The organism is Mycobacterium sp. NGS16 (assembly GCF_059813225.1).
Genome location: NZ_JCALEE010000001.1, coordinates 1,129,704 through 1,151,566 on the forward strand (window position 1 = coordinate 1,129,704; position 21,863 = coordinate 1,151,566).

Annotated in this window: 20 protein-coding genes and 2 tRNA genes; 11 read left to right on the top strand and 11 right to left on the bottom strand. The window is 67.7% G+C overall.

Features of this window, described 5'->3' with window-relative positions:
• Positions 1-1,374, top strand: coding sequence for an amidase (locus AC5Y4Q_RS05560; protein ID WP_064923620.1), 1,374 nt, complete (start codon positions 1-3; stop codon positions 1,372-1,374).
• A 14-nt stretch (positions 1,375-1,388) separates the two neighbouring features.
• On the opposite strand, the gene AC5Y4Q_RS05565 is transcribed toward AC5Y4Q_RS05560, so the two are convergent.
• The 6 genes from AC5Y4Q_RS05565 to AC5Y4Q_RS05590 form a co-directional block, all read right to left on the bottom strand.
• The gene (locus tag AC5Y4Q_RS05565) at positions 1,389-1,880 is read right to left on the bottom strand and encodes a DUF3830 family protein (protein ID WP_064923618.1); all 492 of its coding nucleotides are present in this window, start codon (positions 1,878-1,880) and stop codon (positions 1,389-1,391) included.
• A 10-nt stretch (positions 1,881-1,890) separates the two neighbouring features.
• A complete protein-coding gene (gene thpD / locus AC5Y4Q_RS05570) occupies positions 1,891-2,781 on the bottom strand; it encodes an ectoine hydroxylase (RefSeq protein WP_064923616.1) in 891 nt (296 codons plus the stop codon).
• Entirely contained in the window at positions 2,781-3,185 is a 405-nt protein-coding gene (locus AC5Y4Q_RS05575) for an ectoine synthase (protein WP_064923614.1), read from the bottom strand. The genes thpD and AC5Y4Q_RS05575 overlap by 1 nt, the downstream gene beginning before the upstream one ends.
• Positions 3,182-4,459, bottom strand: coding sequence for a diaminobutyrate--2-oxoglutarate transaminase (gene ectB / locus AC5Y4Q_RS05580; protein WP_065019085.1), 1,278 nt, complete (start codon positions 4,457-4,459; stop codon positions 3,182-3,184). Before ectB ends, AC5Y4Q_RS05575 begins: the two co-directional genes overlap by 4 nt.
• A 148-nt stretch (positions 4,460-4,607) precedes the next feature.
• Positions 4,608-5,156, bottom strand: a complete 549-nt coding sequence (gene ectA, locus AC5Y4Q_RS05585; RefSeq protein ID WP_064923610.1) for a diaminobutyrate acetyltransferase — start codon at positions 5,154-5,156, stop codon at positions 4,608-4,610.
• A gap of 25 nt (positions 5,157-5,181) precedes the next feature.
• Positions 5,182-6,456 (bottom strand): MFS transporter, encoded by a 1,275-nt coding sequence (locus AC5Y4Q_RS05590; protein ID WP_082952734.1) that lies wholly within the window; start codon positions 6,454-6,456, stop codon positions 5,182-5,184.
• 43 nt (positions 6,457-6,499) lie between these two features.
• Here AC5Y4Q_RS05590 and AC5Y4Q_RS05595 point away from each other — a divergent pair, with 43 nt between their 5' ends.
• The 4 genes from AC5Y4Q_RS05595 (at position 6,500) to AC5Y4Q_RS05610 (ending at position 9,082) form a co-directional block, all read left to right on the top strand.
• Positions 6,500-7,297, top strand: coding sequence for a fumarylacetoacetate hydrolase family protein (locus AC5Y4Q_RS05595; RefSeq protein ID WP_064923608.1), 798 nt, complete (start codon positions 6,500-6,502; stop codon positions 7,295-7,297).
• A complete protein-coding gene (gene gltX, locus AC5Y4Q_RS05600) occupies positions 7,294-8,757 on the top strand; it encodes a glutamate--tRNA ligase (protein WP_064923606.1) in 1,464 nt (487 codons plus the stop codon). Before AC5Y4Q_RS05595 ends, gltX begins: the two co-directional genes overlap by 4 nt.
• Before the next feature lie 107 nt (positions 8,758-8,864).
• Positions 8,865-8,936 (top strand) — tRNA-Gln (locus AC5Y4Q_RS05605).
• Between the two features lie 73 nt (positions 8,937-9,009).
• Positions 9,010-9,082: transfer RNA gene (locus AC5Y4Q_RS05610), tRNA-Glu, on the top strand.
• A 62-nt stretch (positions 9,083-9,144) separates the two neighbouring features.
• Here the strand turns inward: AC5Y4Q_RS05610 and AC5Y4Q_RS05615 are convergent.
• On the bottom strand, positions 9,145-9,645 hold the full coding sequence (locus AC5Y4Q_RS05615) for a pyridoxamine 5'-phosphate oxidase family protein (RefSeq protein WP_064923604.1): 501 nt from the start codon (positions 9,643-9,645) through the stop codon (positions 9,145-9,147).
• Positions 9,646-9,665: 20 nt separating this feature from the next.
• The gene (locus tag AC5Y4Q_RS05620; protein WP_064923602.1) at positions 9,666-10,367 is read right to left on the bottom strand and encodes an IclR family transcriptional regulator; all 702 of its coding nucleotides are present in this window, start codon (positions 10,365-10,367) and stop codon (positions 9,666-9,668) included.
• A 30-nt stretch (positions 10,368-10,397) separates the two neighbouring features.
• Between AC5Y4Q_RS05620 and leuC the strand changes: the two genes are divergently transcribed.
• The 3 genes from leuC (at position 10,398) to AC5Y4Q_RS05635 (ending at position 13,306) form a co-directional block, all read left to right on the top strand.
• Complete coding sequence (gene leuC, locus AC5Y4Q_RS05625; RefSeq protein ID WP_064923600.1) at positions 10,398-11,816, top strand: 3-isopropylmalate dehydratase large subunit; 1,419 nt, start codon at positions 10,398-10,400, stop codon at positions 11,814-11,816.
• Positions 11,817-11,837: 21 nt separating this feature from the next.
• Entirely contained in the window at positions 11,838-12,434 is a 597-nt protein-coding gene (gene leuD / locus AC5Y4Q_RS05630; RefSeq protein ID WP_064923598.1) for a 3-isopropylmalate dehydratase small subunit, read from the top strand.
• 197 nt (positions 12,435-12,631) lie between these two features.
• Positions 12,632-13,306, top strand: a complete 675-nt coding sequence (locus AC5Y4Q_RS05635) for an HU family DNA-binding protein (protein ID WP_064923597.1) — start codon at positions 12,632-12,634, stop codon at positions 13,304-13,306.
• Positions 13,307-13,353: 47 nt separating this feature from the next.
• Here the strand turns inward: AC5Y4Q_RS05635 and mutT1 are convergent, their stop codons facing one another.
• Genes mutT1 through cofC form a run of 3 tightly spaced genes read right to left on the bottom strand, consistent with a single transcriptional unit; the run spans position 13,354 to position 17,206 of the window.
• The gene (gene mutT1, locus AC5Y4Q_RS05640) at positions 13,354-14,286 is read right to left on the bottom strand and encodes an 8-oxo-(d)GTP phosphatase MutT1 (RefSeq protein ID WP_064923595.1); all 933 of its coding nucleotides are present in this window, start codon (positions 14,284-14,286) and stop codon (positions 13,354-13,356) included.
• A 41-nt stretch (positions 14,287-14,327) separates the two neighbouring features.
• Positions 14,328-16,532: an RNA degradosome polyphosphate kinase gene (locus tag AC5Y4Q_RS05645; RefSeq protein ID WP_064923593.1), complete on the bottom strand. Its 2,205-nt coding sequence runs from the start codon at positions 16,530-16,532 to the stop codon at positions 14,328-14,330.
• Positions 16,529-17,206 (bottom strand): 2-phospho-L-lactate guanylyltransferase, encoded by a 678-nt coding sequence (gene cofC / locus AC5Y4Q_RS05650; RefSeq protein ID WP_064923591.1) that lies wholly within the window; start codon positions 17,204-17,206, stop codon positions 16,529-16,531. Before cofC ends, AC5Y4Q_RS05645 begins: the two co-directional genes overlap by 4 nt.
• 93 nt (positions 17,207-17,299) lie before the next feature.
• Here cofC and AC5Y4Q_RS05655 point away from each other — a divergent pair, with 93 nt between their 5' ends.
• The 3 genes from AC5Y4Q_RS05655 (at position 17,300) to AC5Y4Q_RS05665 (ending at position 21,861) form a co-directional block, all read left to right on the top strand.
• Entirely contained in the window at positions 17,300-18,298 is a 999-nt protein-coding gene (locus AC5Y4Q_RS05655) for an NAD(P)H-dependent glycerol-3-phosphate dehydrogenase (protein WP_064923650.1), read from the top strand.
• A 36-nt stretch (positions 18,299-18,334) separates the two neighbouring features.
• Complete coding sequence (locus tag AC5Y4Q_RS05660; protein ID WP_064923589.1) at positions 18,335-19,453, top strand: D-alanine--D-alanine ligase family protein; 1,119 nt, start codon at positions 18,335-18,337, stop codon at positions 19,451-19,453.
• Between the two features lie 242 nt (positions 19,454-19,695).
• Positions 19,696-21,861 (top strand): hypothetical protein, encoded by a 2,166-nt coding sequence (locus AC5Y4Q_RS05665; RefSeq protein ID WP_064923587.1) that lies wholly within the window; start codon positions 19,696-19,698, stop codon positions 21,859-21,861.
• Positions 21,862-21,863 lie beyond the last annotated feature (2 nt).

The following is a 21,863-nucleotide window of genomic DNA, read 5'->3' on the forward strand; positions in this document are numbered from 1 at the left end:
ATGACTCACCCCACCGATCTGACGGCGCTGCAACTGGTCGCGGCCTACACCTCCGGTGAACTGTCCCCGGTTGAAGCAACCGCGGCCGCGATCTCGGCGATCGCCGAGCGTGATGGCGACGTCAACGCCTTCTGCCTGGTCGATGAGCAGGCCGCATTGTCCGCGGCGCGCAAGTCCGAAGCGCGCTGGAGCGGCAACTACACCAAGGGTCTGCTCGACGGGGTGCCGGTCGCCGTCAAAGACGTGTTCCGGACCGCCGGATGGCCCACCTTGCGCGGTTCGCTGCTCGCCGACGCCGCCGGGCCGTGGCCGGACGACAGTCCGGCGGTCGGGAAGATGCGGGACGACGGGATGGTGCTGCTGGGTAAGACCACCACCCCGGAGTTGGCGTGGAAGGGCGTCACCGACAGCCCGCGGACCGGTGTCACCCGCAATCCGGTAGACATCACCCGCACCGCGGGCGGGTCGTCGGGCGGCAGCGCCGCCGCGGTCGCCTCCGGAATGGCGCCGTTGGCGATCGGCACCGACGGCGGGGGCAGCATCCGCATCCCGGCGAGTTTCTGCGGCGTCGTCGGGTTCAAGCCCACCCACGGGCGGGTCCCGATGTATCCGATCAGTCCGTTCGGGCCGCTGGCACACGCCGGGCCGATCACCCGGACCGTCGAAGACGCCGCCGTGCTGATGGACATCATCGCGTTGCCCGATCACCGCGACCCCACGTCGTTGCCGCCGACGCTGACGACCTACCGCGGCGAAGTCCGGCGGGAGGTGGTCGGTCTGGACGTCGCCTACTCGCCGACGCTGGGCTACGTCGACGTCGACCCGCAGATCGAGGCGACGGTAGCCGCGGCGGTGCAGGCGCTGGCCGACGCCGGGCTGAACGTCCTGGTCGCCGATCCCGGCTTCGCCGACCCCATCGATGCGTTCGAGGTGCTGTGGGCGACCGGGGCGGCCGGCAGCCTGCGCGGCCACGAGAAGGACCGCGGACTGGTCGATCCGGGCCTGGCCGAGATGTGGGAACGCGGCCTGGCGGTTTCAGCGGTCGACTATCTGGCCGCGCGTCAGGTCAGCGTCGACCTGGGACTGGTCATGGGGCGCTTCCATGAACGCCACAATCTGCTGATCACACCGACCACCCCGATCCCGGCCTTCACCGCCGGGCACGACGTGCCGATCGATTCGGGCCTGCGCTGGTGGGCTCAGTGGACGCCGTTCACCTACCCGTTCAACATGACTCAGCAACCGGCGCTGAGTATCCCGATCGGTACCACCGCCGAAGGCCTGCCGATCGGCATGCAGATCATCGGGCCGCGGCACAGCGACGATCTGGTGCTGGCAGCCGGGCTGTTCGCCGAGCGGGTACTGGGCTTCTAGACCGCGGGAGGGAACTAAGCTCGCGCGAACGCCAACTGTTCGCCCACCGCGCCGGCCATCCACAGGTCATTGCACGCGGCCGCCATCTCGGTCAAACCCTCTTCGATCGTCGCGAACACATTGCCGGGTACCCAGCCGACGTCGCCGTTGAGCAGCAGGTTGTTGCGGCCGTAGAAGATCGCCAGATCGGTCGCGCCCAGCGGTGAATTCCCTTGCTCCCCTTCGTCGTAACCGTAGGCGGGGTTGCCGATATCGCCGGCGTCGAAGCTGAAGAAGCAGACGTCGCCGGGGATCGGCGTCACCGTGGTGTTCTCCCGGCCCGGCGTGCCCAGCGGCGGCAACAGCGTGTAGACCTCATTGCGGGCGTACTTGCCGTGGTAGGCCTGGCCGGCCACCGGCAACGCATCCCAGACCAGGGCGCAGGTCCGGGGAGCCGCCTCCTCGAGCAGTCGCGCGCGGCATGACACACCACGGCTGGTCAGCGTGATGGACAGGAAACGTGCCACATCGACCGTTCTACACCGGGTCGAAGGTCCGGCTGGCGATGAAGGTCGGCCGCGGAGCCGCGGCGCCGAACGGCTCCACCAGGGTGTTCTCCACGCTGTTGTAGACGATGAAGACGTTCGAGCGCGGATACGGCGTGATGTTGCTGCTCGAACCGTGCATGCAATTGCTGTCGAAGAAGACCGCCGACCCCGCCGGGCCGGTGATCTGACGGATGCCGTGCTGGTCGGCCATCCACGTCAGGCTGTCGTCATCGGGTGTGCCGACCTCTTGTTGCTTCAGCGAGGAGCGGTAGTGATCCGGTGGGGTCTCGTCCGGGCATGAGACGAACCAGCGGTGCGAGCCCGGCATGATCATCAGCGAACCGTTGCTGTCCAGGTTCTCGGTGAGCGCCACCGAGACGCTGATCGCGCGCGGGGTGGGCATCCCGTCCTCGGCGTGCCAGGTCTCGAAGTCGGAGTGCCAGTAGAACTCCCGGCCGTTGAAGCCCGGCTTGAAATTGACCCGGCTCTGGTGCACGTACACCTCGGAGCCGAGCAACTGGCGGACCGGGCCGACCAGGCGCGGGTCGGCGACGAGCGCGGCGAACGCCGGACTGATCCGGTGCACCTCGAAGATCGACCGGATCTGCCCGCTGTCGCGTTCGCAGATCGAGCGCTCGTCGGCCGCCAGCACCGGGTCGGCGCGCAGGCGGTCGAGCTCGTTGCGCAGGTCGGCGACGACGTCGGCATCCACCAGCTGGTCGACGGCCAGGAATCCGTCGGCGTCGAACGCCTCGACGCTGGCGGCGGCCAGGGGCCCGCTGTTGGCCTCCGTTGCCCACACCACCGGGTCACGCCGCGGCTCGATGCCGATTGTGACGTTGTTGCGGGTGGGGTAGTGGTCGGTGACAGCGGTCGTCACTACGCGGTCTCCTGGGTTTCCTCGGTGAGCAGGGGGTAGGCGCCGGTCTCGTCATGCACCTCCTGACCGGTGACCGGCGGGTCGAATACGCACACCATGCGCAAGTCGGTGTGAGCCGTCACGCGGTGGTGTTCGTGCCCGTCGAGCAGGTACAGGGTGCCGTCGCGAAGTGGGTGCACCTCGCCGGTCTCCTCGTTGACCAGCTCGCCTTCGCCGCCGACGCAGTACACCGCCTCGACGTGGTTGGCGTACCACATCGAGGTTTCGGTACCGGCGTACAGGATGGTCTCGTGCATGGAGAACCGCTGCCCGTCCCGGGCCAGCAGCAGCCGCTGGCTGTTCCAGGTCTTGGCCTGCACGTCGCGGTCGGTGCCTTTGATTTCGGCAAGGGTACGGACGATCATCGATTGGCTCCTGAGGTAGTGCCGGCGAGTTCTCGGGTGGCGACGGCCTCGATCGACTGGGCGGCGATCGTCAGGCCTTCGGCCAGATCGTCGTCGTCGATAACCAACGGTGGCATCAGTTTTACCACCTCGCCTTCCGGTCCCGAGGTCTCCAACAGCAGCCCGCGAGCGAACGCCTCCTTCTGCACCGCACCGGCCAGCTCGGGTTGGTCGAACGCCACACCGCGGATCAGCCCGCGGCCGCGGGTCTCGACCCCCTCGAAGGGCTCGATCACTTCGCGCAGCGCCTGGTCGATCTGTTCGCCCTTGCGGATCACCTGCTTTTCCAGCAGGTTGTCGGTCCAGAAGTTCAGCGCTGCAGCGGCCGTCACGAACGACGGGTTCTGGCCGCGGAAGGTGCCGTTGTGCTCGCCGGGCTCCCACACGTCGAGCTCCGGCTTGAACAGCGTCAGTGCCATCGGCAGCCCGTAGCCGCTGATGGACTTGGACATGCAGACGATGTCGGGCACGATGTCGGCCGCCTCGAAGCTGAAGAACGGCCCGGTGCGCCCGCAGCCCATCTGTACGTCGTCGACGATCAGCAGCAGGTCGTGCCGTTTGCAGAGTTCGGCCAGCCCGTGCAGCCACTCCAACCGCGCCACGTTGATGCCGCCTTCACCCTGCACCGTCTCGACGATCACCGCGGCGGGCTCGTTGAGGCCGCTGCCGCTGTCCTGTAGCAGGCGCTCGAACCAGATGAAGTCGGGGGTGACGCCGTCGAGGTAGTTGTCGTAGGGCATCGGGGTGGCGTGCACCAGCGGGATGCCGGCGCCGCCGCGTTTCATTGAATTGCCGGTGACGCTCAACGAGCCCAGCGTCATGCCGTGGAAGGCATTGGTGAAGCTGATGATGCTTTCCTTGCCGGTGACCTTGCGGGCCAGCTTCAGCGCCGACTCCACCGCGTTGGTTCCGGTGGGGCCGGGGAACTGGACCTTGTAGTCCAGCCCGCGCGGCTTGAGGATCACCTCGTTGAACCGCTCCAGGAACTCGCCCTTGGCCACGGTGTGCATGTCGAGGCTGTGCACCACCCGGTCCGAACTCAGGTACTCCAGCAGTGGCGCCCGCAGGTCCGGGTGATTATGGCCGTAGTTCAGCGCCCCCGCGCCGGCGAAGAAGTCCACGTATTCGTTGCCGTCGACGTCCCACATCCGGGAGCCTTTGGCCCGGTCGAACGTCACCGGCCACGACCGGCAATAACTCCGTACATCGGATTCAAGGGTTTCGAAAATACTCATGGTTTCCTCCGTCCGTCGGTCACATACAACGGAACGGAACGACAGGTCGACTTCCAACTCGTGCCGCGGGTGATCTCGGCTCGACCCACCACCCCGCTCGATGCCCCCGGCCAGGTCTGCCGGGGCTCTCGTTTGCGCGGTCGTGACCTTACCGAGACCGTTTTGTGATCTCAAGCTTGCCATGCTGTCGCCAGCTTGGCGTGTCTACCCGCAGCGGCCCGATCCGAAACAGCTCTTCGGCCAGGTGTGACTCGGGGAACAAACCGGCCCCGAACAGCTCGGAGCACTCCAGGGTGGCGTCCCAGCGGCGGGCGAAGGCGCTGAAGAGCCGCCGGCTGGCTTCGTTGTCCGGTGTGATCGACGTCTCAAGATGCGTGCCGCCGTCGGCCACCAGGGCGGTCGCCAGATGATCGAGCATCCGTCCGGCCAGTCCCATGCCGCGGTGCGCGTCGTTCACCGCGACCTGCCAGACCATCAGTGTTCCCGGCTGCTCCGGACGGCGGTAGCCGGTGACGAAGCCGGCCGGCTCGCCGCCGACCTCGGCGATCACCGAGCTGGCGGCGAAGTCGCGGCACCACAACAGGTAGGCATAAGGCGCGTTGACGTCGAGGGTGGCGCTGTCGACGGCCATCTGCCACAGGGCCGGGCCGTCCGCCACAGTCGGCGTCCGTAGCTGGATATCAGCCGGGTCAGTCATCCCATCGACGGTACGTGGGGGCGGCTCATCGATTTACCGACGGGTCCGGTGGTGCCTCGGGCGGTACCCGCAACGTCTTCAGCGCCTCGAGCACCGAGCGGCCCCGCGGCTCGGCGCTGACCGGCACCAGCCGCCACGCGGCCAGCGGGAACAGGCCGCACAGCGCGAAGGCGAAGGGATAACCGACGGCGCCGATCAGCGCACCGAACACCGGGGGAGCGATTCCGGCGGTGAGCCGCTGGGTGGTGTTCTGGGTGCCGAGCGCGCGCCCGCTCCAATACGGGCCGGCGATCTCGGCGACCGCGGTCGACGACAGCCCGTTGTCCAGCACGCTGATCACTGCCGCAACCACCATCGCGGCCTCGGCCAGGTGCGAGTGCAGATGATCGGCCACCCCGAGCGCCACCATGGACACCACACCGGCGACGGCGAGGCTGCGGATCGGTCGCAGCCGCGACCTCACCCGATCGGACCATCGGCCGGCCAGCACCCGCCCGGCCGCACCGAGCAACTGCGACACGGTCACCAGAGCGCCGGCGGCGGCGATCGACCAGTCGGTGTCGACGATCAGCCACACCAGCATGAAGGTGGCCAGCACAGCTTGCGGAATCATCAACAGCGCCGAGGACAGATGGATACGCCACAGCACCTTCGAGCCGCTGTAGGGGTTGGCCAACTCCGTGCCGGTCGCCGCGGATCGGGGTCTGCGGGGCGGATCGACCACCCCGATGGCGCACGCCACCGCCGCCACCGCGCACAGTGTCGCCGGGAACATCAGTGCCCGGGCCAGGCCGTGCTCGGCCAGTTCCGGAATTACCTCGGCCCCCAAGGCGATTCCCAGTGGCTGCGCAGTCTGCCGGATCCCCATCACCAGACCGCGCTGGTGCGGTGGGAACCAACCGGTCACCAGCCGGCCGCTGGCGCTGTTGGCGCTGGCGGCGGCCATACCGCCCAGAAACAGAAACGCGCCCACCCCGATCAGCGAGTGCATCGACGCGGCCCCGAAGGTGGCCAGCGCGGTCAGTGCGGATCCGACCGACAACACGATCCGCTCACCGATGCGGTCCAGCAGGGCGCCCCAGGCGAACAGGGTCAGCACCATGCCGAAGCTGGGCATCGACGCCAACAGACCCGCCGCTGCCAGGTTGGTGTCGCGCTTGGTCTCCAGCATCGGGATGACGAAGGCGATGCCGTTGATGAACACGAACGAGCACAGCGTCGCCGCCAACGCGACGATCATTACTGACCAGCGTGCCGCGGTGCTGATCGGCTGCGTGGACACTTGGTCATGGTTCCACATGCCGGCCCCGGTCGGGGTGCCGGCGAACACTAGGCTTGGGCGAATGCGCCTAGGCCGAATTGCCAGCCCGGACGGCGTCGCCTTCGTCAGCTTGGAAGGCGATCCGGACCGGCCCGATGACCTGACCGCGATGACAGCCCGCGAGATCGCCGAGCACCCGTTCGGCACACCGGAGTTCACCGGCCGGTCCTGGCCGCTGGCCGACGTGCGCCTGCTGGCCCCGATCCTGGCCAGCAAGGTGGTCTGCATCGGCAAGAACTACGCGGCCCACATCGCCGAGATGGGTGGCGCACCACCGGCCAACCCGACCATGTTCCTCAAGCCCAACACCGCGATCGTGGGGCCGAACGTGCCGATTCAGCTGCCCGCCGACGCCTCCCCGGTGCACTACGAGGGCGAGCTGGCGGTGGTGATCTCGCGGCCGTGCAAGGACGTTCCGGCGGCGCGGGCTCGCGACAACATCCTGGGCTACACCATCGGCAACGATGTCTCGGCCCGCGACCAGCAGCAGGCCGATGGGCAGTGGACCCGGGCCAAGGGCCACGACACCTTCTGTCCGGTCGGGCCGTGGATCGTCACCGACCTCGACCCGGCCGACCTGGCGATCCGCACCGAGGTCAACGGGGTGCTCAAGCAGGACAGCCGCACGTCGCTGATGATGCATGACGTCGGCGCCATCGTGGAGTGGATCTCGGCGGTGATGACCCTGCTGCCCGGCGACCTCATCCTCACCGGCACCCCCGACGGCGTCGGCCCGATCGAACACGGTGACACCGTGTCCGTCTCCGTCGAGGGCATCGGAACCCTCACCAATCCGGTTATCCGCAAAGGAAAGTCGTGACTGCACCTGCTGTTCGCGTCCGGTTCTGCCCGTCTCCGACCGGCACGCCGCACGTCGGCCTCATCCGCACCGCGCTGTTCAACTGGGCCTACGCCCGACACACCGGCGGCACCTTGGTGTTCCGGGTCGAGGACACCGACGCGCAACGCGACAGCGAGGAAAGTTATCTGGCGCTGCTCGACGCCCTGCGCTGGCTGCACCTGGACTGGGACGAGGGCCCCGAGGTGGGGGGCCCCTACGGCCCCTACCGGCAGTCGCAACGCGCCGACATCCACCGGGACGTGGTGGCACAGCTGCTGGCGGCGGGCGAGGCCTACGAGGCGTTCTCGACGCCGCAGGAGGTCGAGGCCCGCCATATCGCCGCCGGTCGCAATCCGAAACTGGGCTACGACAATTTCGACCGGGACCTCACCGACGAACAGCGCGCCGGTTATCTGGCCGAGGGCCGCAAGCCCGTCGTGCGGCTGCGGATGCCCGATGTCGAGCTGGGCTGGCACGACCTGGTGCGTGGGCCGACGAGCTTTCCGGCCGGCACCGTCCCCGACTTCGCGCTGACCCGGGCCAACGGGGATCCGCTGTACACATTGGTCAACCCGGTTGACGACGCCATGATGAAGATCACCCACGTGCTGCGCGGCGAGGACCTGCTGCCGTCCACGCCGCGCCAGATCGCGCTCTACCAGGCATTGATGCGTATCGGAGTGGCTGACCGGATTCCGGAATTCGCGCACCTGCCAACCGTTTTGGGTGAAGGAACGAAAAAGCTGTCCAAGCGCGACCCACAGTCGAACCTGTTCGCGCACCGCGACCGCGGCTTCATCCCGGAGGGGCTGCTGAACTACCTGGCGCTGCTGGGCTGGTCCATCGCCGACGACCGCGACGTGTTCAGTCTTGACGAGATGGTCGCGGCCTTCGATGTGGTGAACGTCAATTCCAACCCGGCGCGATTCGACCAGAAGAAGGCCGACGCGCTCAACGCCGAGCACATCCGGATGCTGGACCCGCAGGATTTCGCCACGCGCCTGCGTGCCTACTTCGACACCCACGGTCATGACACCGGACTCGATGACGCCGCCTTCGCGACGGCCGCGGCACTGGTGCAGACCCGCATCGTGGTGCTGGGTGACGCCTGGGCACTGCTGAAGTTCTTCAACGACGACTGCTACGCGCTGGACCCGCGCGCCGCCGGCAAGGAGTTGGGCCCCGACGCCGCCCCGGTGCTGGACGCGGCTATCGCCGCGCTGGCCGGTGTGGCGGACTGGACCACCGAGGCCATCGAGGCCGCGCTGAAGGCCGCGCTGCTGGACGGCCTGGAGCTCAAACCGCGTAAGGCCTTCGGCCCGGTCCGGGTCGCCGTCACCGGCGGATTGGTCAGCCCGCCGCTGTTCGAGTCACTGGAGCTGCTGGGTTCCGAGCGCAGCCTGGCGCGGTTACGGGCCGCCCGCGACGGCGTGGGGTGAGCGCGATGAGTACTTCTCGGTAGAAGTTTGGTAGTCTGCACGTCGGCCCACAGCGGCTGGCCCGAAGTGCCCAACCGGCACTCTGACCAGCGGTAATGGTCTGCCAATGGGGTATGGTGTAATTGGCAACACAGCTGATTCTGGTTCAGCCATTCTAGGTTCGAGTCCTGGTACCCCAGCAAAGCCGGTCCGCCGCAAGCGATTAGGCGGTCCGATCGGGTTGGGCTATGCTGACAACCCGGAAATGTTCTAGCCCCCGTCGTCTAGCGGCCTAGGACGCCGCCCTCTCACGGCGGTAGCGTGGGTTCGAATCCCATCGGGGGTACAAGTCAAAGGCCCGCACCTGGAACGAAGGTGCGGGCCTTGTGGGTTTCGGGGCGGACGGGCTCAGGTGCCCGCCGGTGCGGTGGATCCGGCCAGGGGCATTGCGGGCAATCCCAGCTTGCGGTGGTCCCAGGACCGGGTGCGCTGTGTGACGATGCGCACAGCCACCCGGTTGTTCATCATCGCGTCGACGCCCGGCTTCATCTCGTCGGTGTAGGGACCGGTGTAGCGCTCCCAGACGCTGACGCCCACCCGGAAGAGAGTGTCCGGGTCGTCGATGATCTCCGCGACGCCTTCGAATGACACCCCGCGCAGGGTGTCGTAGGTCTGGCCGTCCTCCAGCAGGAAGCTGACCCGCGGGTCACGGCGCAGGTTGACCGCCTTCTGCGACTTGGCCTTGGTCTCGAGCCAGATTTCGCCGTCGAGGACCGCGTACCACATCGCGGTCAGGTGCGGCTGGCCGTCGGGGCCGATGGTGGCCAGCGTCCCGGTGCGGTGGCTGGTGACGAAGTCGGCGACCTCGGCGTCGGTCATGACGATCTGCGCGCGCTGCTTGGTTCCCATCCCAGCAGTTTGGCAGGCGGCTATAACCGGGCGGTGAGCGCGTCGGCGGCCGCAAGGAGGGCCGCCGCCCAGCGCGCCCCGGGGCGCCGCCCCATCCGGTCGATCGGGCCGGACACCGAGATGGCCGCCACTACCGTGCCGCGTTGGTCGCGCACCGGTGCTGAGACGCTGGCCACTCCGGGTTCGCGTTCGGCGACGCTCTGCGCCCAGCCCCGGCGGCGCACGTCGGCCAGGGCGCGGCCGGTGAACTTGGCCTCCGCCAGCACTTCCTGCTGCAGCGCCGGTTCGGCGTAGGCCAGCAGTACCTTGGCTGCCGAGCCGGCGGTCATCGGCAGCCGGGCGCCGACCGGAACGGTGTCACGCAGCCCCGCAGGCGGTTCCACTGCCGCTACACAGACCCGCGCGGAGCCCTCGCGGCGATACAGCTGCGCGCTCTCGCCGGTGATCTCTCGCAGGCGCGGCAGCACGGCCGCACCGGCCGCCCGTAGCGGATCGTCGGCGCGGGCCGCCAGTTCACTGACCGCGGGACCGATCTGCCAGCGGCCGTCATCGTCGCGCCCGAGCAGCCGGTGTGCCTCCAGACCGGCGGCGAGCCGGTGGGCGGTGGCGCGGGGCAGGCCGGTGCGATCGCACAGTTCGGCGAGCCCACACGGCGATTCAGCGACCGTGTGCAGCACCACCAGGGCTTTGTCCAGAACGCCGATGCCGCTATGCTGTCCCATATACAGATACTAACGTCTCAGAATGTGAGAATGGTAATGACGCAGCAGCCTCGCACCCTGGCCGAGAAGGTCTGGGCTGACCACGTCGTGGTCTCCGGCGGCGGAACCGAACCCGACTTGATCTACATCGATCTGCACCTCGTGCACGAGGTCACCAGTCCGCAGGCGTTCGAGGGCCTGCGGTTGGCCGGCCGTGGCGTGCGGCGCCCGGACCTGACCATCGCCACCGAGGACCACAACGTGCCCACGGTCGACATCGACAAGCCGATCGCCGACCCGGTGTCGCGCACCCAGGTTGAGACGCTGCGGCGCAACTGCGCCGAGTTCGGCATCCGGTTGCATCCGATGGGCGACGTCGACCAGGGGATCGTGCACATCATCGGCCCGCAGCTGGGGCTCACCCAGCCGGGCACCACCGTGGTCTGCGGCGACAGTCACACCTCCACCCACGGTGCATTCGGTGCGCTGGCGATGGGCATCGGGACCTCGGAGGTCGAACACGTGCTGGCCACCCAGACGTTGCCATTGCGGCCGTTCAAGACGATGGCGGTCAATGTCGAGGGCCGGCTGGCTGAGGGGGTGACGGCCAAGGACATCATCCTGGCGGTGATCGCCCAGATCGGAACCGGCGGCGGCCAGGGCTATGTCATCGAGTACCGGGGCAGCGCCATCGAGGCGCTGTCCATGGAGGCGCGGATGACGATCTGCAACATGAGCATTGAGGCGGGCGCCCGAGCCGGCATGGTGGCTCCCGATGCCACCACCTACGAGTATCTGCGGGGGCGCCCGCATGCGCCCTCCGGAGCGGACTGGGATGCCGCCGTGGCCTACTGGGACAGCCTGCGCACCGACTCAGGCGCGGTATTCGACGCCGAGGTCTTCTTGGACGCATCCGCGCTGACCCCGTTCGTCACCTGGGGCACCAACCCCGGCCAGGGCGTGCCGCTGGGTGCGGCGGTTCCCGATCCGGAGACGATCGCCGACGAGGCCGAGCGGCGCGCCGCCGAGAAGGCGTTGGCCTACATGGACCTTCGCCCGGGGACGCCGATGCGCGACATCGCGGTCGACACGGTGTTCGTCGGATCGTGTACCAACGGGCGCATCGAGGACCTGCGCGCGGTGGCCGACGTGCTGCGTGGGCGGCGGGTCTCCGAAGGGGTACGGATGCTCGTCGTGCCCGGATCGATGCGGGTTCGTAACCAAGCCGAAGCAGAAGGCCTCGCCGAGGTTTTCACCGCCGCGGGCGCCGAGTGGCGTCAGCCCGGCTGTTCGATGTGCCTGGGAATGAACCCCGATCAGCTCGCTGAAGGCCAGCGCTGCGCGTCGACTTCCAACCGTAATTTCGAGGGCCGGCAGGGCAAGGGAGGGCGGACGCACCTGGTGTCTCCGGCGGTGGCTGCCGCCACCGCGGTCCGCGGGACGCTGTCGGCACCCGCCGACTTGAACTGACCGCCATAAAGGAGTTTAGTCATGGAAGCTTTCCACACTCATACCGGAATCGGAGTCCCGCTGCGACGGTCCAATGTCGACACCGACCAAATCATTCCGGCGGTCTATTTGAAGCGCATCACCCGTACCGGATTCGAGGACGGACTGTTCGCCACCTGGCGCACCGATCCGTCCTTCGTCCTGAATCTCAAGCCGTTCGACCAAGGTTCGGTGCTGGTTGCCGGGCCGGACTTCGGCACCGGTTCCTCCCGGGAGCACGCGGTGTGGGCCCTGCTTGATTACGGCTTCCGGGTGGTGATCTCCTCACGCTTCGCCGACATCTTCCGCGGCAACGCCGGCAAGGCGGGGTTGCTGGCCGCCCAGGTGGCCCAGGACGACGTGGAACTGCTCTGGAAACTCATCGAGCAGAGCCCGGGACTGGAAATCACTGTCAATCTTCAAGATCGGAATATCACCGCCGGAACGGCGGTGGTGGCGTTCACTATTGACGACTACACCGCCTGGCGACTGTCCGAGGGGCTCGACGATATAGGCCTTACGCTGCGGAAACTCGATGAAATCGATTCCTTCGAGGCAGCCCGCCCGGGCTGGAAACCGCGGACCGTGCCGGCCTCTTGACGCCGCGTTGACGGTCTCCGGAGGCCTATTTCTGGGCGATTGAACGCCCCCGTCAGCGCCCAAGGGCGGTAACCGGATTGCGGAAATGGCCGATAATCTCATCTGAAATTGCGCGTGGCTCTTGGATATCAGTGGTATCAGGGTTTACCGTGTGCTCTAGTCGGCTCAAGTAGGGCCACTGGTTTCGGAGGGATTGGATGAACAAAGCAGAGCTCATCGAGGTGCTCACAAAGGAATTGGACACCGACCGCCGGTCGGCTACCGATGCCGTGGAGCATTTCGTCAATGCCATTGTGCGCGCCGTCCACAAGGGTGAGAGCGTCACCATCACCGGGTTCGGCGTGTTTGAGCGCCGTCGTCGCGCCGCGCGCGTGGCCCGCAATCCCCGCACCGGTGAGACGGTCAAGGTGAAGCCGACGTCTGTCCCCGCTTTCCGCCCGGGCGCCCAGTTCAAGGCGATTGTCTCTGGCGCGCAGCGGGTCCCGTCCGAGGGCCTCGCGGTCAAGCGCGGCGCCGGCGCCGGTACCACGGCGGCCAAGAAGGCGGCCAAGAAGTCGCCGGCTAAGAAGGCCACCAAGGCCGCCGCGAAGAAGACCGCGGCTAAGGCTCCGGCCAAGAAGGCGGCGACCAAGGCTCCGGCCAAGAAGGCCGCCGCCAAGAAGACCGCGACCAAGGCGCCGGCGAAGAAGGTCACCGCCAAGAAGACCGCGACCAAGGCGCCGGCGAAGAAGGTCACCGCCAAGAAGGCCGCGACCAAGGCGCCGGCCCGCAAGGCCGCGACCAAGGCTCCGGCCAAGAAGGCCGCCGCCAAGAAGACGGCAGCCAAGAAGGCTCCGGCCAAGAAGGCCACGGCACGCAAAGGCCGTAAGTAACAACGCATCGCCGGGCGCCGCGGGGAACCCCCGCGGCGCCCGGTCGTTTACACCAGGGCGTGCGCCGCCAGCGGGCTGCCGAGGTGGTCGGCGGCGATCAACCGGCCGCCCGACACCGATAGCACCCAGGTACTGCCCTTGCGATTGCGCGACTTGTCCGGGGTGACGCCGTCACGGGCACACCACCACGCGATCAGGTCCGGAATCACCTTGCCCTGGGTGCAGATAACCGGTGTGCCGCCCAGCCGGGCGATCTCCAGCACCCGGCGGCGGCCCTTTTTCGGGGTGTGGTTGTACGCTTCCTCGGTCAGCGTCGGCTCGTTGTGCACGGCCACGCCGAGTTCGGCGGCCAGTGGTTCGACGGTCTGATGACAGCGCACCCGATCGGCCGCGTACACGTCGGTGGCGCCGAAGGCCAGCAGTTGAGCGGTGAGTGCCTCGGCCTGCGCGCGCCCCTTCTTGTCCAGCGGCCGCAGGGTGTCATCGCCGGTGAACCGGGACCGGCGCCCGGCGGTGCCGTGCCGCACCACCAACACCGTTTGGGTGTCTGCGGGAGCCTTGGCGAACCGCCGCAATATCTTCCGGTCGTAGGGGTAGTGCAGTTCCTTCAGCGCCGCGCTGACCGGCAGCCAGACCAGGTCGTCGACCTCGTGGTTGGGCACGAAATCGCCACCCAGCGCCCGTGCACTCCAGTAGCGCACCTTCTTGACGCCCTGGGCGACCGGATAGCTGACCGACCCCAGCCGGCGACCCAGGTGGGCATGCTGGCCGGTCTCCTCGAGGATCTCCCGTACCGCCGTCACCGGTTCGGTCTCCCCGGGATCGACCTTGCCCTTGGGCAGTGACCAGTCGTCGTAGCGGGGCCGGTGGATAAGCGCCACCTCGACGGTCTTTCGCCGCGTCCGCCACAGCACCGCACCGGCGGCGTAGACGATCTTGTCCGCCGGCACCGAGCCGTTCGACGAGGTCTTTGTGGACACTTCACTCCTGCAGGTCAATTCGGGCCTCGTGGACGGGGTGCTCAGGGATTGCGATGTCGTTCCATCAACGACACCTGGTGGTCGCGCACCGTCGCGCCGTCCTGCGGTGCTGCGGTCCACTGCCCGTCCGGGCCGAGTTCCCAACAGCGGGTGGCCGGGTGCATCGCAGAGTCGAATACATCACGCAGTTGAGCGGTCAGGCGCGGATCCTTCACCTGCACCATCACTTCGACCCGCCGGTCCAAGTTGCGGTGCATCATGTCGGCGCTGCCGATCCAGAATTCGTCGATGGCGCGGCACTCGATGATGCGGGAATGCTCCAGGAAACGGCCGAGAATCGACCGAACGACGATGTTTTCCGAAAAGCCCTCGACTCCGGGCCGCAGTGCGCAGATCCCGCGTACCACCAATTCGACCTGCACGCCGGCCCTCGAGGCACGGTAGAGCGCATCGACCACCTGCTCATCGACCAGTGAGTTGAGCTTCAGCCGGATCCGGCCCCCTCCGCCGCTGCTGCGATGCGCGGCGGTCTCGCGTTCGATGCGTTCGATGATCCCGGACCGCACGCCGTGCGGGGCCACCAACAGATTGCGGTACTCCATCTTCCGCGAATAGCCGGTCAATGAGTTGAACAGGTCGGTCAGATCGGCGCCGATGTCCGGGTCGGCGGTCAGCAACCCGATGTCCTCGTAGAGGCGCGCGGTCTTGCTGTTGTAGTTGCCGGTGCCGATATGGCAGTACCGCCGAATCACCGAGCCCTCACGGCGCACCACCAGCGCGACCTTGCAGTGCGTCTTGAGCCCGATCAGCCCGTACACCACATGCACGCCCGCCTGTTCCAGCTTGCGAGCCCACTTGATATTGGCCTGCTCGTCGAACCGGGCCTTGATCTCGACCAGAGCCACCACCTGTTTTCCGGCTTCGGCGGCGTCGATCAACGCGGTGACGATCGGCGAGTCGCCGGAGGTGCGGTACAGCGTCTGCTTGATCGCCAGCACTCCGGGGTCCGCAGCGGCCTGTTCGACGAACCGCTGGACGCTGGTGGAGAACGAATCGTAGGGGTGGTGCACCAGCACGTCGCCTTCCCGCAGGGTGGCGAAAATGCTTTTGGGGGTTTCCCGTTCGGCGAACGCCGGGTGAGTCGCCGGCACGAAGGTGCGGTCCTTGAGGTCAGGGCGGTCCTGGCGGTAGACCTGCCACAGCGACGACAGATCCAACAGTCCGGGTACCTCGATGACGTCGCCGGGATCCACGTCGAGTTCCCGCAGCAGCAGCTCTAACATGCTCTCGGTCATGTCGTCGGCGACCTCGAGGCGCACCGGCGACCCGAATCGGCGTCGCGCCAATTCCCGTTCCAGGGCCTGCAGCAGGTCCTCGTCGCGGTCCTCCTCGACCTCGAAATCAGCGTTGCGGGTGATGCGGAAAGCGTGATGCTCGACGATCTCCATGCCGGGGAACAGCACCGGCAGGAATGCCGCGATCAGCTCCTCCATCGGCAGCAACCGGATCTCACCGGGCCCCTCGCCGCCGGGATCGAGTTCGACGAAACGGTCGACGTTGTCGGGAACCTTCACCCGCGCGAAGTGATTCCCGCCGTCCTCAGGGCGCTTGACCGTCACCGCCAGATTCAGGCTGAGCCCGCTGACGAACGGGAACGGGTGCGCCGGGTCGACCGCCAACGGCGTCAGGACCGGGAACACCTGCTCGTGGAAGTACACCGATAACTGGTCACGTTCGCCCGGTTGCAGATCGGCCCACGTGACGATGTGGATGCCTTCGTCAGCCAACGCCGGCCGCACCGATTCGAGAAAAACCCGCGCGTGGCGGGTGGCGATCTGCTGGGTCTGCTCACCGATCCGGCGCAGTTGCTCGCGCGGCGTCAGGCCGTCGGCCGAGCGCACCGACAGGCCCATCTCGTCGCGGCGCTTGAGACCGGCGACCCGGACCATATAGAACTCATCGAGATTGGAGGCGAAGATCGCCAGGAACTTGGCCCGCTCCAACAGCGGCAGCGAGGTGTCGGCCGCCAGAGCCAACACCCTGGCGTTGAAGTCCAGCCAGCTCAGCTCCCGGTTGAGGTAGCGGTGCGCGGGCAGTTCATCGCCGTCCTCGGTCAGCGGCGCCGCGGTGGCGGCCGGTGGCGCGGTCGGGGTGGCGTCATTCGGGCGCCAGTCGGTCTCGTCGCCGCGCGCCTCGGTCAGTTGGCCGACCTCGATTTCATCCACTCCGAAATCATTACTCATCAATGGGTGGTGCTGCCACCGATCGCCGATTGCGCGAGCGCACGCGTGGTCGCCGGGCCGACCCCCAGACGCCGTGCCACCGCCAGGTCCTCGGGTGTGTCGATGTCACAGCGCAGGCCGGGCCACGCTCCGGTCAGCTCCAATGCGCCGGACTGCCGATGCCGCGCCGAGGAATCCCGACCGAATCGCGGGTCCAGCGGGCTGCCGAACGCGAACAGCGCCGCGGTGCCCATCCCGTGCCGGTCGGCCACGAAGCTGCGCCGGTAGGCGCGGGCGGCGGCGATCGCCTCGTCGAGTTCGTAGGACTGCAGTGCCGGCAGATCACCTTGCAGGGCAACGATATTCGGCACCGATCCAGCCACCGCCCGTTCGGCGGCGGCGAGGGCGTTGTTCAGCGGGTCACCGTGGCCGGTCGGGGTCGGATCCTCCAGCACGTCAGCGCCCAGCTCGGCCGCTGCCGCGGCGGCGGCCTCGTCGGGGGTGACCACGGTGATGTGCTCCAGCCCCTGGGCGGCCGACGCCGCGGTGATGGTGTCGACCAGCATGGCCAGCACCACGGCCTCGCGCAGCGGTGCGGGAAAGGCCGGCGCCAGCCGGGTCTTGGCGACGGTGAGCCGTTTGACGGCGATGATCAGGCCGATACCGGCTTCCTCGGCCATGGAGTTCACAACCGACATCCTGCCAGCGTCGGTACCGGGTTAGGGTGATGCGCCTAAGGGAGGTGGTGTGAGGTGAGCGGCACCGAGGGCGCTGAGGGCACGGTCGCGGTGATGGGAGCGGGAGCCTGGGGCACCGCGCTGGCCAAGGTGCTCGCCGACGCCGGTAGCCAGGTCAGGCTGTGGGCGCGCCGATCCGATGTCGCCGCTCAGATCAACGAGACCCGCTGCAACCCCGATTATCTGCCCGGCGTCACGGTGCCGGACGGGGTACGCGCCACCACCGACCCGGCCGAGGCACTGACGGGGTTGACCACGGTGGTGCTGGCCGTGCCGGCGCAGACCATGCGGACCAACCTGGAGGCCTGGACGGCGCAGCTGGCCGACGGCGCCACCCTGGTCAGTGTCGCCAAGGGCATCGAACTGGGCACGCTGATGCGGATGAGCCAGGTGATCGCCGCGGTAACCGGCGTCGACCCCGGACAGGTCGCCGTGATCTCCGGGCCCAACCTGGCGGCGGAGATCGCCGCCGAACAGCCCGCCGCAACGGTGGTCGCCTGCACCGACTCCGGTCGGGCGGTGGCGCTGCAGCGCATGCTCAACACCGGCTACTTCCGCCCCTACACCAACGCCGACGTGATCGGCACCGAGATCGGCGGCGCCTGCAAGAACGTCATCGCCCTGGCGTGCGGCATGGCGGCCGGGGTGGGCCTGGGCGAGAACACCGCGGCGGCGATCATCACCCGGGGACTGGCCGAGATCATCCGGCTGGGCGTCGCGCTCGGGGCCAAGGGCGCCACGCTGGCCGGTCTGGCCGGGGTGGGTGACCTGGTGGCGACCTGCACCTCACCGCAGTCGCGCAACCGGTCGTTCGGTGAGCGGCTCGGCCGGGGCGAGGCGATGCCGCCGCTACCGGGGTCCCAAGGACTGCCCAGCACCACCGACGGTCACGTCGTCGAGGGTGTCACGTCGTGTCAGTCGGTGCTGGCGCTGGCCTCGAGCTACGACGTGGAGATGCCGCTGACCGACGCCGTGCATCGGGTCTGCCACACCGGCTTGTCGGTCAACGAGGCGGTGGCGTTGCTGTTGGGACGTCGCACCAAACCGGAGTGAGCGGCCCGGGCCGGACCGCCCGGTACCCTCTGGCGTGTGAATTCCCACGAACGCACCCGGGTGGCCGTCGTGTTCGGCGGCCGCAGCAGCGAGCACGCGATCTCGTGCGTGTCGGCGGGAAGCATCCTGCGCAATCTCGATCCGCAGCGTTTCGAGGTCGTTGCCGTCGGGATCACCCCGGAGGGTTCCTGGGTGCTCACCGACGGCGACCCGGATAGTTGGGTGATCAGCGGCCGCCAGCTGCCTGCGGTGAGCAAGGCCTCCGGTGCCGAACTGACCCTGCCCGCCGACCCGCAGCGGGCCGGCCAACTGGTCGCCTTGTCATCCCCGGCGGCGCCCACGGCGCTGCTGCAGTCGGTCGACGTGGTGTTTCCGGTGCTGCACGGCCCCTACGGCGAGGACGGCACGGTGCAGGGGCTGCTCGAGCTGGCCGGGGTGCCCTACGTCGGCGCCGGGGTGCTGGCCAGCGCCGCCGGCATGGACAAGGAGTTCACCAAGAAGCTGCTGGCGGCTGAGGGCCTGCCGATCGGGCCGTACGCGGTGCTGCGGGCCAACCAGGCGACGCCGTCGATCGAGGACCGGGAGCGGTTGGGGTTGCCGGTGTTCGTCAAACCGGCGCGCGGCGGGTCGTCGATCGGGGTCAGTCGGGTGACGTCGTACGACGAGCTTCCCGCGGCCATCGCCGAGGCGCGCCGCCACGATCCCAAGGTCATCATCGAGGCCGCCATCGTCGGGCGCGAACTCGAGTGCGGGGTGCTGGAATTCCCCGACGGCACAGTGGCCGCCAGCACGGTGGGGGAGATCCGGGTGGTGCGCGGCTCTGCCGACTACGACGACCCCTTCTACGACTTCGCCACCAAGTACCTCGACGACGCCGCGGAACTCGACGTGCCCGCCAAGATTGACGACGACGTCGCGGATACGGTGCGGCAGTTGGCAATTCGCGCCTTCGCCGCGCTGGACTGCCAGGGCCTGGCCCGGGTGGACTTCTTCCACACCGACAACGGTCCGGTGATCAACGAGATCAACACCATGCCCGGATTCACCACGATTTCGATGTATCCGCGAATGTGGGCGGCCAGCGGCGTCGACTACCCGACACTGCTGGCGACGATGGTCGACACCGCGCTGGCCCGCGGGGTGGGGCTGCGCTGACGGCACGCGGGCCTATCACATCCCACACTGATCTTTGACACAGCTTTCGCATCAGCTGGGTCGGTCGGAACCTGAGTGAGCGCGGCGATTCTGCCTTGACCGGCTGTGCTCGATGACGTTTTGCCAGCACAACGCGATTCTGACGACGTGTCTCAAATTTCTGACGCAGAGTCTTGTCGGTAGCCCTACTCTCAAGTAAGTTCGCGTGGGTGCGTTCCTGACTTCTCGGTAAGGAGAGAGCAGTGCAGCTAGCCGCCCGTACGTTTCGCTACATCCCGTTGGCCGCCGCCACAGCCGGAGGACTGCTGACCGCGGCAGTTTTGCAGGCGGCCGCTGCAACCGCCGACACCGTCGGTGACACCGCTGAACTCAGCGGCAACGCCTTTACCGTCGGCGGCCTCACCTTCGACCCCGGCAGTGACGGGTACGAGCCGGTGAACCCGTTTGTCGGTATCGCCCCATTGCTCAAGATCGGCTTCAGCTCACTCCTGAGTTCCGATGGCAGCGCGGCGGGGACACAAGACCTCGTGGTATACGACGGCAGCGGTGCCGAATTGGGCATGGCACACGCCTCGGTGAACGCCTCGGACCTGCTGGGCATTGACAGCGCGCAGTTCACCGTCCAGACCGTCACGCCGCCGGTCGCAGATATCCAGGCTGCCCTCACCGGCAGTGGCCTCGACTTCGCCGGTGCGGGGATCAGTGTCAGCGACCTGGCGAACGCCTTGGCAGCCACCCCCGCCTTCGGCTCCCAAATCCCATACGGCACCGGCGATATCAGCAGCGACGACGTCCTTATCGCTCTCCTGGGCACGAACATCGACCTCAACGGCGCCGGCATCACCGACGCCGACATCGCCGCGGTATTGAACGGTATCGACACCTCGGCCCTGCCAGATGCCGGGACCGTCTTCAGCATCACCAATTTCGGCTCGGGGTGGGCGAATGTCTATGCAGCCGTTCCCAATGCCGACGGCACCGGTGTTGCGAGCATCACCGACACCCTGGTGACACCCTTCGGAAATCTCGACATCCCGACGACGTTTGATGCCGTGGCCGCCATGGATCCGGGAGCCGCCTTCGCGGACTTGGACGCCACCACTCACAACGCAGACATCGGTGACGACGCATTCACCCTCGGCGGCATCACTTTCGACCCGGGCGGCGAAGGGTTCGCCCCGGTATTCCCGCTCTTCGCGGTGGCGCCGCTGATGGAGATCGGCGGCGGCCAAGTCGTCGGCGGCGGCACCAGCCTGCATCTGGCAACTCAGGACTTCACCGTCTATGACAACAGCGGGTCCGGCATCGGGTCGGTCACCACCGCGGTGAACGTCCAGAACCTGTTGGGCATCGAGAGCACCCAGCTCACCGTCATCGACGGTGCGCCGGCCGACGGTGCCGGCTCGGCCGCGCTGCCAACTGACGGCACGGTATACAGCGTCACCGACTTCGGTTCGGGCTTCGCCAACGTCTACATCGCCACCCCGAACGCCGACGGCACCGCCGCGGCCACCATCACCGACAAGGTGGTGACGCCGTGGGGCAATTTCGAGCTTCCGACCGGTTACGACGCCATTGCCCTAATGGACCCCGGGGCCGCCCTGGCGGGTCTTGGCGTCGCGGCTGAAGCCAGCGGACTCAGCGACAACGCGTTCACGATCGGCGGTGTCACCTTCGACCCCGGCAGCGCCGGGTTCGACCCGATCAACGAGACGTCGGGGATCGCGCCGTTGCTGCAGATCGGCGGCGGGACGCTCGGGGGCGCAACGCACTTCGCCAACCAGGCCCTCGAGGCGTACGGCGACAGCGGCGATCTCGGATCGGTGGTCACCGCGGTGGAGACCGCGAGCCTGCTCGGTCTCGTCGACACCACGACGCTCACGGTCGACGGGTACGACCTGCCCGCCGGCGACCTGGTCGCCGCGCTGGAAAACAGCGACATCGACTTCACGAGCCTGGGCTTCACCGCCGCCGACCTGGTCACTGTGCTGGAAAACTATGGCAACACGTTCAACTCCTTCGTCCTCGGTACCGGCCAGCTCACCGATATGGATCTCATCGGCCCACTGTTCTGGGGCGGTCTCTACGGCTCCGGCATCGACCCGCAGGCGGTCGCCGATGTCATCAACGGTGCGGTCGCCGCCTACGCCTCTGACCTGCCGGAGTTGGGCACGGTCTACAGCGTCATCGACTTCGGCGGCGGCTTCGAGAACGTGTACTGGGCCCTTCCGAACGAGGACGGCGACGCCGCGGCCAGCATCCACGACATGCTGGTGACGCCGTTCGGCAACCTCGACCTGTCGAGCATGTTCGACGCCGTCGCCGCTCTGGACCCGGGCGACGCCGCCGCCGGGATCTCTGACGCCGGCGCGGCCTTCGACATCTTCGACCCGGGCACCTGGTTCTGACC

Coding starts and splice junctions, on each gene's coding strand:
- AC5Y4Q_RS05560 (WP_064923620.1), top strand. CDS start 1: ATGACTCACCCCACCGATCTGACGGCGCTGCAACTGGTCGCGGCCTAC.
- AC5Y4Q_RS05575 (WP_064923614.1), bottom strand. CDS start 3,185: ATGATCGTCCGTACCCTTGCCGAAATCAAAGGCACCGACCGCGACGTG.
- ectB (WP_065019085.1), bottom strand. CDS start 4,459: ATGAGTATTTTCGAAACCCTTGAATCCGATGTACGGAGTTATTGCCGG.
- ectA (WP_064923610.1), bottom strand. CDS start 5,156: ATGACTGACCCGGCTGATATCCAGCTACGGACGCCGACTGTGGCGGAC.
- AC5Y4Q_RS05590 (WP_082952734.1), bottom strand. CDS start 6,456: ATGTGGAACCATGACCAAGTGTCCACGCAGCCGATCAGCACCGCGGCA.
- AC5Y4Q_RS05595 (WP_064923608.1), top strand. CDS start 6,500: ATGCGCCTAGGCCGAATTGCCAGCCCGGACGGCGTCGCCTTCGTCAGC.
- AC5Y4Q_RS05615 (WP_064923604.1), bottom strand. CDS start 9,645: ATGGGAACCAAGCAGCGCGCGCAGATCGTCATGACCGACGCCGAGGTC.
- AC5Y4Q_RS05620 (WP_064923602.1), bottom strand. CDS start 10,367: ATGGGACAGCATAGCGGCATCGGCGTTCTGGACAAAGCCCTGGTGGTG.
- leuC (WP_064923600.1), top strand. CDS start 10,398: ATGGTAATGACGCAGCAGCCTCGCACCCTGGCCGAGAAGGTCTGGGCT.
- leuD (WP_064923598.1), top strand. CDS start 11,838: ATGGAAGCTTTCCACACTCATACCGGAATCGGAGTCCCGCTGCGACGG.
- AC5Y4Q_RS05635 (WP_064923597.1), top strand. CDS start 12,632: ATGAACAAAGCAGAGCTCATCGAGGTGCTCACAAAGGAATTGGACACC.
- cofC (WP_064923591.1), bottom strand. CDS start 17,206: ATGTCGGTTGTGAACTCCATGGCCGAGGAAGCCGGTATCGGCCTGATC.
- AC5Y4Q_RS05655 (WP_064923650.1), top strand. CDS start 17,300: ATGGGAGCGGGAGCCTGGGGCACCGCGCTGGCCAAGGTGCTCGCCGAC.